13 protein-coding genes are annotated in these 13,300 nt (G+C 64.4%); 1 reads left to right on the forward strand and 12 read right to left on the reverse strand.

What is annotated here, in order from left to right; all coding sequences use genetic code 11:
• Positions 1-386: 386 nt before the first annotated feature.
• The 5 genes from V7D81_RS19990 to cofD all read right to left on the reverse strand — a co-directional run bounded on the left by V7D81_RS19990 (position 387) and on the right by cofD (position 3,720).
• Positions 387-1,082: an alpha/beta fold hydrolase gene (locus tag V7D81_RS19990; protein WP_324319592.1), complete on the reverse strand. Its 696-nt coding sequence runs from the start codon at positions 1,080-1,082 to the stop codon at positions 387-389.
• Positions 1,083-1,094: 12 nt separating this feature from the next.
• The gene (locus tag V7D81_RS19995; protein ID WP_324319594.1) at positions 1,095-1,583 is read right to left on the reverse strand and encodes a hypothetical protein; all 489 of its coding nucleotides are present in this window, start codon (positions 1,581-1,583) and stop codon (positions 1,095-1,097) included.
• 75 nt (positions 1,584-1,658) lie between these two features.
• Entirely contained in the window at positions 1,659-1,856 is a 198-nt protein-coding gene (locus V7D81_RS20000; RefSeq protein ID WP_324319596.1) for a hypothetical protein, read from the reverse strand.
• A 170-nt stretch (positions 1,857-2,026) separates the two neighbouring features.
• Positions 2,027-2,479 (reverse strand): GNAT family N-acetyltransferase, encoded by a 453-nt coding sequence (locus tag V7D81_RS20005; protein ID WP_324319598.1) that lies wholly within the window; start codon positions 2,477-2,479, stop codon positions 2,027-2,029.
• A gap of 263 nt (positions 2,480-2,742) precedes the next feature.
• Entirely contained in the window at positions 2,743-3,720 is a 978-nt protein-coding gene (cofD, locus tag V7D81_RS20010) for a 2-phospho-L-lactate transferase (RefSeq protein WP_324319600.1), read from the reverse strand.
• Between the two features lie 119 nt (positions 3,721-3,839).
• On the opposite strand from cofD, the gene V7D81_RS20015 reads away from it, so the two are divergent.
• Positions 3,840-4,904: an aldo/keto reductase gene (locus V7D81_RS20015; protein ID WP_324319602.1), complete on the forward strand. Its 1,065-nt coding sequence runs from the start codon at positions 3,840-3,842 to the stop codon at positions 4,902-4,904.
• A gap of 106 nt (positions 4,905-5,010) precedes the next feature.
• Here V7D81_RS20015 and cofE read toward each other — a convergent pair whose 3' ends face one another.
• The 7 genes from cofE to V7D81_RS20050 all read right to left on the reverse strand — a co-directional run bounded on the left by cofE (position 5,011) and on the right by V7D81_RS20050 (position 13,197).
• Complete coding sequence (cofE, locus tag V7D81_RS20020; RefSeq protein WP_324319604.1) at positions 5,011-5,778, reverse strand: coenzyme F420-0:L-glutamate ligase; 768 nt, start codon at positions 5,776-5,778, stop codon at positions 5,011-5,013.
• Positions 5,775-8,186, reverse strand: coding sequence for a 5-amino-6-(D-ribitylamino)uracil--L-tyrosine 4-hydroxyphenyl transferase CofH (cofH, locus tag V7D81_RS20025; protein ID WP_324319606.1), 2,412 nt, complete (start codon positions 8,184-8,186; stop codon positions 5,775-5,777). Before cofH ends, cofE begins: the two co-directional genes overlap by 4 nt.
• Before the next feature lie 3 nt (positions 8,187-8,189).
• Positions 8,190-8,864: a 2-phospho-L-lactate guanylyltransferase gene (gene cofC / locus V7D81_RS20030; RefSeq protein WP_324319608.1), complete on the reverse strand. Its 675-nt coding sequence runs from the start codon at positions 8,862-8,864 to the stop codon at positions 8,190-8,192.
• On the reverse strand, positions 8,857-9,873 hold the full coding sequence (fgd, locus tag V7D81_RS20035) for a glucose-6-phosphate dehydrogenase (coenzyme-F420) (protein WP_324319610.1): 1,017 nt from the start codon (positions 9,871-9,873) through the stop codon (positions 8,857-8,859). Before fgd ends, cofC begins: the two co-directional genes overlap by 8 nt.
• 10 nt (positions 9,874-9,883) lie before the next feature.
• Complete coding sequence (locus V7D81_RS20040) at positions 9,884-10,801, reverse strand: LLM class F420-dependent oxidoreductase (RefSeq protein ID WP_324319612.1); 918 nt, start codon at positions 10,799-10,801, stop codon at positions 9,884-9,886.
• A 226-nt stretch (positions 10,802-11,027) separates the two neighbouring features.
• The gene (locus V7D81_RS20045) at positions 11,028-12,062 is read right to left on the reverse strand and encodes a hypothetical protein (RefSeq protein ID WP_324319613.1); all 1,035 of its coding nucleotides are present in this window, start codon (positions 12,060-12,062) and stop codon (positions 11,028-11,030) included.
• Positions 12,052-13,197 (reverse strand): sulfotransferase family protein, encoded by a 1,146-nt coding sequence (locus tag V7D81_RS20050; RefSeq protein WP_324319615.1) that lies wholly within the window; start codon positions 13,195-13,197, stop codon positions 12,052-12,054. Before V7D81_RS20050 ends, V7D81_RS20045 begins: the two co-directional genes overlap by 11 nt.
• Positions 13,198-13,300 lie beyond the last annotated feature (103 nt).

The following is a 13,300-nucleotide window of genomic DNA, read 5'->3' on the forward strand; positions in this document are numbered from 1 at the left end:
TCCTTCTCGGCCAACGCCGCCAATATGCCGCGAACAGAGTGCATCGCACTTGGTGGAGTCGGGCGCGCAGTACGCGCGAACTTGATGCGGTTAGGTTTCATTGCTTTCTTTACGAGGACTTACCTTGTCGAAGAACCAACCTCCCTTGTAGAAAGCATCCACAAGCGGACCGCCGGAAGCTACGAAGATGAGCTCAACAATCAACGCCAGCTTCTGCAGTGCAGTGAAGCGCTGAGAATGGCGCTCCCTCCACTTTGTCTTGAGAGCAATGCGACGCGATGCACGCGACCTCGCGTTCGACTGTGAAACCGTGTGCTTTGCTCTTGACCTTGCCACGGCTCGGCGCTGTTGGCGAGAGACATGCACTTCTTTAAACCTGCCGTTTGCTAGAGCGCAAGGCCGTGTTCCACGGCAAATGCCCTGATCGCCGCCGCAGACTCTTGTGGTTTTGTTTGCAGCAAGAAATGAGGTCCGTCAATTGAATCCACCTTGCTCCCTGGTACATGCGCTGAGATTACCGCCGATGCAGCGGGAAAGACCACCCTGTCTTGACAAGCACGGAGGTACAACAGCGGGACGTGGATGCGACATAGAGAGGATGTCTTGTCTGCAGACAGAACAGCCTTGAGTCTTGCTCTCCACACCTTCGGTGCCACGCTGTCGATGGCATGGCGAAGCAGCACGTCTTTGGCGGCGGAACGAAAGCGACCAAACAAGACTCGGGAAGTCAGGAGCATCGGAGCACGCCAAAGCGGCAACAGGCTGATGGGCCTGGTCCACTGCAACGCAAATGACGGAACGGGCAACCTCGCGAAGGTGCAGACCAGGACGACCGCCTTGAGTTGTGGCGGAGGACTCGCCGCCAATGCGATGGCCAGTGGGCCGGAGAAGGATTCCGCCAACAAGACGAACGGTTCATCGCCGGGAAGGAGTGAGCGCACATGTTGCTCCAGCTCTTCATACCCCAATGGCTGATCCGTCGGATAGGAGACAACGACCGATCTGCATCGCAGCTCCGAAACGAACTCATCGAAGAGCAAGCCGGATCCGTCCATTCCCGGCAGGAGAACTACTGCTGCCACTCTTCTTGCACCCTAACGTCGGCCACGTAGGTCATCACGCGCGCGTTTGCGCGTCGCCTCTTGAACGCATCGTTGGGCCTTCTTGCTCGCAAGCCAACCACCGCCAGCGCCGAGGACGCCCGCGACAGCAATTGCAAATAATGATTCGACTGCCGTGATCCAATAAGCCTCGAACCATGGGTACACGGTGTGTCCCGCAAGAATTGCCAGCGTGAGAGACGAAGCTGCCGCAACCGCGCCCGATGCGGCACGGCCTGCCACATAACCAACAAGCGAGACCAGAGCGATGAAGACAACCACTGCCGTCCAATGCCAGAACACGGGGCGGAAGTCATCGCAGACGAGCATTCCGTAGACGCTCTCTCCGGGCTCGGCTAGCTGAATTGGTTTTGCCGAACGATCCATATTCAGCAGGCAGGGACTTCTGAACGGCATCCACATTAGGAGAGCAATGGAACCGGCAACAGCGGCGAGCGCAGATGTTCGGAAATGCTTACTCATAAACCCAACGCCGGCTATCACGCGCGTACGTCTTCGCGCGTCGCGTGCAGCAATCTGTTGGACTCCACGGAGCCATCAAAGCGCAACCGGTGTCCCGAAAAAACTACTGTAGCGCTCGACGATTCGCTGCATACCTGTCGCAATCTCTGTGTTTGCATAGTCTTCGTTTCCACGCAGAGCGCCGGCCTTCGACGACGACACGATCCGATCGGCAATCGCGCCCTTCGCTCCCTCAAATACCTCGTAGCTGATGCAGTCGGGATGCTTCGCCATCCATTCCGCAGTCTGTCGGCGCTATGAACTCGTCTCGTGTCGCCGAGCCTTTCAGTTGCGAAACAACAATCTGGACGAACGTTTCCTTGGTCATGACTCTGCTCCGCTCATTCTCTCAAGTCCAACGCCATCGCTCGCGCGAGTGCGTCTTTGCGTACTTGATGCGCTGGTTAGAGCGCATTGATGGCATGGCGGACGTAGTAGTTATCGAATTCTGTCTGCTCAACCAGGACAAACCCGTGCCGCACATAGAAGCGATTGGAGTCGCTTTCCCGTAGCGCGCCCACCCGAACGAAGCAAGCGGCCCGATCGGCCAGGGCGAAGACTTCTGCCAGAACGGCAGCGCCAACACCTTGGCCCTGATAGCCTGGTTTGATGTAGAGGTGGTCCAGAAGCAAGCCGCCTGCTTCTGGCTTGACGACAAAGAAGCCGACTTTCTTGCCGGCGAAGAGGATGTGGCGCGTGTGGGCAGGCGAAAAGGCCGAGAGGAAACGCTCTCTGGCTCGCTGCGGATCGAATCTTCCAATGCGCTCCAGGCTCTCCCGCATTGCCTCGACGCGGATGGCTGCGAGATCCTCGGCGTCGGATGCCACTGCATTCTCGAAGGTGACTGGGCTTTGCATTGGCGGCGGGCTCGTTCTTAACGCGCTCTCGCGCGATCGCTCGCGCGTCGCGTGCAGCAGTTTGTTCGGCAGAAACGACTGGTTGGGCGTTCGCCTTCGCGAACGAGAAGCGGCCCGATGCTATTCAGCGATTCCGCTGTCGCATGTTTCATGCTTCTTCTCCTTCGGTCCAACGCGCGAATCAAGTATCAGCCGGCCTCATTTCAGAGTCAGGCTGAAGCCTGACCTACAGAAACCCCCATGCAGGGACGTAGAGCCCCGGATCATCGGGATTCTCCGGTTCGGGATCGCTGCAATCTCTGGATCAGCGCGATGCATTCGCGCGCCAGCGTCGCCTTGTGCTCGCTCGTGCGCATGATCGTCGATGCGACGACGAAGCGCGGATCGTTCGTCGCCAGCGCCGCGTCCGCTTCGTCGATGAGCACGGCATCGAGGAAGTCGCCATAGAGATTCGCGATCACATCGGCGGCAGGATGCACGCCGAGTTCCTTCATTATTTTCGCCGTGGGACCCTTGATGGCGCTGCCGGCCACGATGGGAGAGACGGCGATGACCGGCGCCTGCAGCGTGCGCAGGCGTGCGCGCAGTTCGGCAATGGCGAGCATGGGCTCGATGCTCAGATACGGATTGGACGGACAGACGATCACGCCGGCGAGCTGCGGGCTGGTCAGCGTGTCGCGAATGAGCGGTGCGAGCGTGGCGGTCTCAGCGCCTTCGTAGCGGATCGAGCGCACGACGGGTTCGCAGCGACGTCGCACGAAGTAATGCTGGAAAGCGAGATGGCCTTCATCGGTGTCGAGCGTCGTTCGTACCGGTTGATCGCTGACCGGCGACAACGCGAGAGGCACGCCCAGGCGTCGCGCGAGGTCGGCGTTCGCCTGGCTCAACGTGAGTCCGTTATCGAGCAGTTGCCGGCGCAACAGGTGCAGTGCGACGTCGCGATCACCCAGGGTGAACCAGCCGTCGCCGCCCAGGCGGCGAAGCTCCTCCATGACGCCCAGACTCTCATCCGCGCGGCCCCAGCCCTGCTGGGGATGGACGACGCCGGCCAGCGTGTACAGCACGGTGTCGAAATCGGGACAGATCGTCAGGCCCAGATGTTCGAAGTCGTCGCCGACATTCACTGCGACGACCAGCGCGTCGGGCGGCAGCACCTGTGCCAGTCCGCAGACGAGCTTCACGCCGCCGATGCCGCCGCACAGGGCGAGATAGCGTGCGGATCCTGGATCGTTCGTACTCATGGCAATCGTCATCTGCAGGCAAGGATGCTGCCGTGAAGCGTGGGATGTGCATGCTATCCTCGATCCGTCGCGACTGACCATCATCCTGACGGATCGCAATGGCAACATGCGGAGGAGCGATGAGCGTGCAGCTTGACCACTACCGACTTCTCGGGCGCTCCGGCCTGCGCGTTTCGCCGCTGTCGCTCGGCACCATGACCTTCGGTGTCGCGCAGGGCTGGGGCAGCACGCCCGCCGACGCGGAAGCGATCTTCAATCTGTACGCCGAGCGCGGCGGCAACTTCATCGACACCGCGAACTTCTACGCCAGCGGCGATTCGGAACGCACGCTCGCCGGACTCGTGCGCGGCAGGCGCAACCGCTTCGTCATCGCGACCAAGTACAGCCTGACCATGCGGCCGGGCGATCCGAACGCCAGCGGCAATCATCGCAAGAACATGATGCAGTCGGTCGAGGACAGCCTGCAGCGCCTCGGCACCGACTACATCGATCTGCTGTATCTGCACGTCTGGGACAGTCGTACGCCGGTGGAGGAAATCCTGCGCGCCTTCGACGATCTCGTGCGCGCCGGCAAGGTGCTGTACGTCGGCGTCTCCGATCTGCCGGCGTGGCAGGCGTCGCGCATGCAGGCGATTGCGGAGTTGCGCGGCTGGAGTCCGCTGGTGGCGCTGCAGATTCCGTACAGCCTCATCGAACGCACGGTCGAGCGCGAGTTGATGCCGATGGCGCTCGAGATGGGCATGGGCGTGATGCCGTGGTCGCCGCTCGGCGGCGGCGTGCTTACCGGAAAATATCAGGCGACGGATCTGAAGCCGTCTGCGCCCGGTGCGACGATGGACTCGCGCAAGAACATCAATGTCGCGACGGGACGGTTGTCGGAACGCAGTCTTGCCATCGCCGCAGTGGTCTCGACCATCGCGCAGGAACTGAGTCGCACGCCTGCGCAGGTGGCGCTGGCATGGACGCTGCTCAATCCATCGGTGACCTCGCCGATCCTCGGCGCGCGGACGCTGGCGCAGTTCGAGGACAATCTCGGCGCGCTGGAGATCCGCTTCAGCGACGATCAGGTCGCGCGACTGAACTCGGTGAGTCATGTGGAGCCGGGGTTTCCGCAGACGATGCTGCAGGGGCTGGCGATGGACATGATGTTCGGTGGCGTGAAGGTCGCACGGCGCAGCGTCTGACTCTTTCTGTTCTTCCTGTAGGTCAGGCTTGTAGGTCAGGCTTTAGCCTGACTCCTCAGAAGGCCGGCTGAAGCCGGCCCCACAGGAAGAGAGGGAAGACGCTCGGCTAGCGAAAGAGATCTTGCTCGATCGGCCGGATCAGCGCCGCGGCCCCCGTCGAATCCTTGAAGTACTCCGCCGGCACACCGCGCACGATCACCATCGGCCGCCCTTCCGCCGCTTCACCCGTCACCAGCGTCGCCGCCGCACAGAGCTGATCCGCAATCGCAATCTGCGTCACCTGCAGCGGCCGGCCACTGCGATCGTGCGTGCCGCGCAGATCGACGAGCGCCCGCAGTCCGGCGCAGCCCACGCAAACGCCGGTGACGCCCATGCGCCACGGCCGGCCGAAGCTGTCGGAGATCAGCACGGCGAGTCCGATGCCATGGTGTTCCTGCAGGCGCAGTTGCAGCGAGAACGCGGACGCGTCGGGATCGACCGGCAACAGCAGCGCACGGTCGGGGCCGGCGGGAAGATTGGACTGATCGATCGCCGCATTGGCGACCACGAAGCCGAGCCGATGCCGCACGATCAGTACGTTCGGTGCCACGCGAACCACTTCCGTCGATTCGCGCAACACGAGTTCGACCAGGCGCGGATCCTTGAAGCAGCGTTGTGCCAGCGCCAGCGCTTCGGCGCCCGGTGTCACGCTCGCCAGTTCGACGTAGCGGTTCTCCGCCTTCGACACGATCTTCTGCGCGACGACGAGCACATCGCCGTCCTGCAGGTGCAGTCCCGCAGAAGCAAGCGCGCGGTCGAGCAGATCGGCGAGATCATCGCCGGGTCGTACTTCCGGCAATCCCGGCACCGGGATGAAAGAAAGCGTGCCGCTCACGCAGTCGCGCTGGCTGTGCGTCGCGCCAGCGGCGCATTGCGGGTCGGTGCCAGCGGTGCCGCAGTGGCGGCGTGAGCGATCCGGTCTGCATCGACATCGCGATACAGCGTCGTGCGCTGGCGCCACGGACGATCCAGCGCGGCGATGAGTTCCTGCATTTTTTGCGGCGGGAATTCCTCGCCATGCACCGCGCCGGCGGCGCGGCTGATGGATTCGTTCATGAGCGTGCCGCCCAGATCGTTCGCGCCGGACGTCAGGCAGCGTTGCGCCCATTGCGGGCCGAGCTTCACCCACGACGCCTGGATGTTGCGAACGAAGGGATGCAGCACGAGGCGTGCGACCGCGTGCATCAGGATCGCTTCGCGCAGCGTCGGGCCGCGACGGGCGCGGCCGCGCAGATACATCGGCGCTTCCATGTGCACGAACGGCAGCGGCACGAATTCGGTGAGGCCGCCGGTGTCCTGCTGCAGTTCGCGCAGGCGCAGCAGGTGCCGCGCCCAGTGCTCGTAGCCCTCGATGCTGCCGTACATGATGGTGGAGGTCGTCGCGATGCCGGCGCGATGCGCGCGGGCGACGACGTCGAGCCATTCCTGCGTATCGAGCTTGTCGGGCGCGAGTTCGCGACGGATGTCGTCGTCGAGAATTTCCGCCGCCGTGCCCGGCAGCGAATCGACGCCGGCACGCTTCAGTTCGACCAGGAATTCATCGATAGAGATGCCGAGCGTGCGCGCGCCATGCGCGACTTCGAGCGGCGAGAACGCGTGCACGTGGATGCGCGGCTGCGCCTGCTTCGCGGCGCGCGCGATGTCGAGATAAGTCTCGCCGGTGAAAGACGGATGGATGCCGCCCTGCATGCACACTTCGGTGCCGCCGCGCTCCCACGCCTCGCCGACGCGGCGACGGATCTCGTTGAGATCCACCAGGTACGGCGCGCCGCGCAGATGATCGTGCGTCTTGCCCTTGGAGAAGGCGCAGAAGCTGCACTTGTAGAGACAGATGTTGGTGTAGTTGATGTTGCGCACGACGGCGTAGCTCACCGTGTTGCCGACAGTTTGCTGGCGCAGCTCATCGGCGGCGCGACACAGGTGCACGAAGTCCGCGCCGCGTGCGGTGAAGAGTTCTGCGATCTCGCGTTCAGCCAGCCCGTCCGCTGCGCGTTCGATCAACGCGGATAGCGTCGAACGGCGCGGCAGTGCGGCGAGCGGGACATCGCGCGTGTCGTCGGCATCGGCCGGTTCGGTCGAGCCCGCCGTCCAGCGGCCCACGCGAGCCCAGCCTGCGCCGTCGGACAGGCGCAGCACGGACGCATGCAGTTCAGGCGCGATCCATTCATTGCGCGAGCGGACATGCGCGGGATACACGGTGAGCCGTTCGACCAGATCGCACCCTGCGCGCGCCGTGTCCTGCGCCAGCCGGTCGAGATGCGGCCACGGCGCTTCGGGATTCACGTGATCCGGCGTGAGCGGCGAGACGCCGCCCCAGTCGTTGATGCCGGCGGCGATGAGTTCCGGCAGATCGCCGCCGTACAGATTCGGCGGCGCCTGGATGCTCATGTGCGCGCCGAAAATCAGGCGCGCCGCGGCGATCGTCCAGCACAGCTCGTCCATCGACGGCTCCGGCGCGGCGTGCATCTTCGTGCCCGGCTTGGCGCGGAAGTTCTGGACGATGATTTCCTGCAGGTGGCCGTAGCGATCCGACAGGTCGCGCAGCGCGAGCAGCGAGTCGAGGCGTTCCCGTCGCGTCTCGCCGATGCCGATCAGGATGCCGCTCGTCATCGGGACGCGCGCTTCGCCGGCGAGCCGCAAGGTGTCGAGCCGCCGCGCCGGCACCTTGTCCGGCGAGCCGAAATGCGGACCGCCGCGCTGGCACAGCCGGTCCGAGGACGATTCGAGCATGATGCCCATCGACGGCGCGACCTTGCGCAGCCGCGCGAGATCGTCCGCATTCATCAGCCCCGGATTCAGATGCGGCAGCAGGCCGGTTTCGCGAACCACGCGGCCGGCGATGTGTTCGAGGTAGTCGAGTGTCGTCGCAAAGCCGAGAGTCGCCAGCGCTTCGCGGGCGCGTGCATAACGCGCTTCGGGACGATCGCCCAGCGTGAACAGCACTTCCTTGCAGCCGAGCGCCGCGCCGTCGCGTGCGATGCGCAGCACGTCGTCGGGTTCGAGATAGGGTTTGTCGAGATGCCGCGGCGTCTGCGCAAAGGTGCAGTAGTGGCATACGTCGCGACATAGCTGCGTCAGCGGCACGAACACCTTGCGCGAGTAACTGATGCGCGTGCCCCAGCCACGCTCGCGCAGTTCGCCGGCCAGCGGCGCGAGCGCGCGCCAGTCGGTGTGGTCCAGCAGCGCGTACGCCTGTTCGGCGGTCGGTCGCTGGTCGAGCCACGAATGAAGCGGGGACGTCATCGGTTATCTCGCAGGCGCGAAGTCCGGATCGCTGTGTGACAGTGCCTGCAGCGCTGTCGCCGCCGGATGCTGCTGCAACAGCGCCAGATCCTCGGGCTCATCCACGTCGAGCGCCAGTTCCGGCAGTTCCACGATGTTCGCAGTCATGCCGGCTGCTGTCGCGGCGTGCAGATGCCGTTCGAAACTGCGACCGCCGAAGGTCGGCGCGATGATCTGCGGCGGCGAGCACAGCAGTGCATTGGTGCCGATGCGTTGACGATCGGGAACGATCGCAATCCCCGGCTGGGGCGCGGCCAGCAACTGCTGCAGCGATGCCACCGTTGCCAGCGGTAGATCGCCGGGCAGCATGAGCACGCGCGACGGTTTGACCGACTGCAGCGTGTCGAGCGCGGACGACAGCGCAAACGACATGCCGAGATCCGCGGGCTGCATGACCGTCAGCGCGCCGGCCGCTGCTGCGAATGCGGCGACCTGCTGGCTCGATGTCGCCACCGCCACACCCTGAATCTCGTCGCAGGCGCGCAACGTGCGGATCACGTGGCCGGCCATCGCAAAGAACAGGCGAGAACGCTGCTGTGCATCGAGCGCGGAGGCGAGACGCGACTTCGCCTGTTCGCTCGACTTGAGCGGTACCAGCGCCCAGGTGCCGCCGTGCTGACTCGCGGAGACGTCAGCCATGAGCGGCGCGCAGCTTCGGCGCGATGCGTTCGCTGAACAGCTCGAGGAACCGCGCCTGGTCCGGTCCCGGCGCATGAAAGACCAGATGATTGAAGCCGAGGTCGATGTAACGCGCGATGGCGGCGACCGCTTCGTCCGCATCGCTGCTCACGATCCAGCGCGACGCAGCACGCTCGACGGGCAGCGCATCGGCGAGCTTTTCCATTTCGATCGGATCTTCGACGTTCACTTTCTCTTCGGGCTTCAGCGCCAGCGCGCCCCAGTAGCGCGTGTCCTGCAGCGCGCGCTCGCGATCGGTGTCGAACGACAGCTTGATCTCGATCATGCGGTCGACGTCCCCCGGCCGCTTGCCTGCCTTGGCGATGCCCGCATCGAGATTCGGCAGCAGCGTGTCGGTGTACAGCTCCCACTGCTTGCCGCTGGTGCAGATGAAGCCTTCGCCTTTCTCGCCGGCGAACTTCGCCATGACGGGACCGGCGCCGGCGATGTAGATCGGCACGGGCAGCGCAGGCCGGTCGTAGATGGTCGCTTTCTCGGTGCGGTAGTAGGTGCCCTCGTAGCTCAGGCGCTCCTCGGTCCAGAGGCGGCGAATGAGATCGACTGCTTCCTTGAATCGCGCCGTGCGCTCTTTCTGTTCGGGCCACACCATGCCGCTCGCCGGGACTTCGTTCAGGGATTCTCCGGTGCCGATGCCGAGGATCACGCGTCCGGGAAACAACGACCCCAGCGTGCCGAAGGCGTGCGCGACGACGGACGGGTGGTAGCGGAAAGTCGGCGTCAGCACGCTGGTGCCGATCAGCACGCGCGAGGTGCGTGCGCCGAGTGCGCCGAGCCAGGCGAGCGAGAACGGCGCGTGGCCGCCGGTGTGTCGCCAGGGCTGGAAGTGATCGCTGGTCCAGACCGAATCCAGGCCGAGCGATTCGGCCAGCACGCCGTACTCCAGCAGTTCGGTGGGTCCGAACTGTTCTGCGGAAGCCTTGTAGCCGAGTTTCAGGGGCGCATGTTTCATCGGTCGAATGTCAGTTCCGGGGCAGCCGGGCGAGTACTTCCTCGCTGAAGCGCTGTGCATATTCGCACCATTCGGCGCGCGTTGTCGCAAGCATGTGCACCGCCGCACCGACGACGCCGAGTGTCTTCAGCCGGTCGATCTTTTCCAGCACGGCCTCGGCATTGAAATCCTTACCGATCGAACTGAGGCTGCCAAGTCGGATTTCCGGCGGGCGCTGTCGGCCGATCTTCTCGCAGTGCTCATGCAGGTAACGAATGGCCACGGCGAGATCGTCCGGACCCGTGATTTCGGCGGTCCGCGATGTGCTGGAAACGCCGGGCTGGGTGAAGAAGGGATACCAGGCATCGCCCATTTCCACGGCGCGACGGATCGCGCGCGGCGAATTGCCGCCGATCAGCAGCGGCGGATGCGGCTTCTGCACCGGTCGCGGCAGGATGCGGGCGCCGCGCGCCTCGTAGCCGGTGCCCTTGAATGAAAACTCGTCATTGGTCCACGCGGCCTTCAGTGCTGCGAGGTATTCGTCGACCAGATCGTTGCGCCGTTCGAAATCCACGCCGAGCGCGAAGTATTCGCCCTTCATGTAGCCGGCGCCGATGCCGAGCGCCACCCGCCCGCCGGAGAACACGTCGAGCGTCGCGACAGCGCGCGCCGTGATGAATGGATTGCGATACGGCAATACCAGGATGCCGGTCTGCAGTCGCACGGTGCGCGTCGCCGCGGCGACGAACGACAGCATCACGAAGGGATCCTGCGCGTGATGGCCGCCGGCATCGAGCCATCTGCCGGAAGGGCAGGGATGATCGGTGACATTGCAGCCGGCGAAGCCGGTGCGTTCGATGGCCGCGCCGATCTCGGTGACGGCGTCCGGCGTCAGGAATTCCTGCGGATGCTGGATGTGATCGAAGGGCAGGGTGACGTTGATTTCCATGTTCAGGTTCCGGGTCGGGTTCTCCCTGTGGGGCCGGCTTTAGCCGGCCTTCTTCAGAGTCAGGCTGAAGCCTGACCTACAGGCAGAGGCACACCGTCACAGATCGCCCGTCAGCGTCCACGCGCCGACCGCAGCGAGTGCGAGAGCGATGGCGCGGCCGATGCCGCCGCCGCCGCCCGTGACGATCGCGACCTGATCCGTCAATTGCATGTCGGGACGCATGGCTTCAGCGCGTGATTCTGCCTTTGGGCGAGGAGCGTTCGATCATTCCGCAAGTCTCTTCGCCATTCCAGCGATAACGCGCGCCGGCCTGCTGCAGCACGGGAAAATCCGGCGGCATCTCCGGCCGGCCCATCGCGAACGTGCCGAGGATGGTTTCGCCTTCGATGGTCACCTGGCCCTTCGGGGTTTCGAGCACGAGGGTGACATCCTGATCCTTCTCCAGTTTGCGCAGCCACGGCGCGTGCACGACCCGCGCGGGAATCAGCTCGCCGTCGCCTTCGAAAACAAAGCCCTCGTTGTACGAGGGCGAACCGTCGGGACGGGGCGGATACGCGATGTATCCGAACCCGCGACCGCCCGGAAACAGCGCGGACTGCCAGCAATGACCCCAGAAACCTTCGATCCTGCGCACGCCCTGACGGCGGATGCGCAGGCCGCTGCCCGTGAAGCGATGCACCTCGTTGCCGATGCGCAGCCTGCCGCGGGCGCGGAACAATTGTTCGTAACGATCGCCGCCCATGAACTGTTTCTCGGCGCCGCCGGAAAGTTTCGCGGCAGCGTCCATCGACATCTGGCCCTGGATGAACGGCGGCACCGCCATGGTCGTTTCGATTTCGAACTCCACGTCGACTGGCGGACCGATGCCCGGCAATGCGCCGTCGATCTGGTCGGCCGTCGTCATCTCGGCCGCGGTGCCCTTGAAGATCGTGACCCAGGTCTTGAACGGTTCGACGCAGCGATACTGCAGCGGCCCTGCGCCGAAGATGGTCGGTTTGCCGCTCACGTCGAGCTGCGGATGCGTCGGGCCGCTGCCGCGTACGCTCAGCACACGGCCGTTCGGGAAGGCGATGTTGACGGAGAGATCGTGCGCCTCCCATCTGGAGGCGAGTGCTTCGACGGCGAAGCGCGGAATGCCGATGACGCCGCGATCGTCGGAGATCCACATGTTCACGGCATCGCGCATCTCCGGATTCTCCGGGCGTTCGGCGAAGACGTACTCGCGCGAGGCCGGCAGGCCGCCGGTGAGATCAATGGCCATGAGTAATTCCGGAACGTCGTGTCCACGCGGGAATGCGTGCGGTGTAGTCGGCAAACAGCGGGCGGATCGCATCGAGCTGCAGCCCGAAGTCCTGCGGATCGGCGGGCACGCTCGGTTCGCGCGTCTCGGCGTTCTGTTGCCACCAGGCCGTCATGCGGGTTTCGAATTCCTCGCTGACGGTTTCGCCGAGCCAGGCGTACAGCCCGCGCACCTCACCGACCGGATCGCGATGCATGGCGCGGAAGTCGATGTCGTAGAAACGCGAGTCGTTGCCAGCATCGCGGAACGCCAGCGCGCGTTGCATGCCGATCGACCACTGCTCGACGTTCAGCGCGCCGTGGTAGGGGCGATCGAGATGATCGGTGAAGCGCGAGGCGATGTCGGCATACACGGCGGCCACCGAGAGCATGACTTCGGCCGGGTCGCGATGCGTCATGACGAAGCGCGCATCGGGAAAGGCCTGCGTCAGATGCGTCAGATACAGGATGTGGGTCGGCGCCTTGAGCCGCCAGGGTTTCGCAGGCATGCGCCACTGCAGCAGCTTCAGCGCGCGACGTTCATAGAAGTAGGTCGAGGTCAGGTCCGCCTGCATCAGCCACTTTGCATAGCTCGGCACCTGCGCGAAGGCGAGAAAGATCTGAGCCTTGAAATCGAGCGCCATCAGATCCTGGCATTCCTGCGGCATCGTCGCGCTGGTCGGCGTGTGCGATCTGTGACCGCGATTGCGTTCCCGGTCGCGCTCGATGCGCGGGTCGGGGCCATCGACCGTTCCCGGCGGCGGGCAGGGTTCGGTGGCTTCGAAGCGCCGCAGTGAACGCGCGTGCGGATCTTCGGCCAGCAGGCAGGAGAGCGCCGTCGAGCCGGTGCGCGGCAATCCCAGGCCAATGAGTGGTGACCTGATTTCGACTGCGTCGATCTCGGGATGCCGGCGATACCAGTCTTCGATCTGCAGGCGCTGCTTGAGATGGCCGACGATGCGCTGGCGCATGTAGGCCTCACCTGCCGCATTGAGCCGCGCTTCGTCGCGGATCGAGCGCACGAGAATCTCGAGCCCTTCCAGGAAGGAGTCGCTGCCGAAATCCTCCAGTCCGGTGTCGGCCCGGGCCTGGGCCATCAATGCCGCATGTTCCCCCATGACGGTCCTTTGCTGATGCGCTGCGTCGGCGCAGTTGAAGCGACGACAAGCCCGGAAGTAAGGCTTCTCTCGCTCTTGCTGTGGGGCCGGCTTCAGCCGGCCT

The organism is Povalibacter sp. (assembly GCF_036735925.1).
GTDB lineage: Bacteria > Pseudomonadota > Gammaproteobacteria > Steroidobacterales > Steroidobacteraceae > Steroidobacter.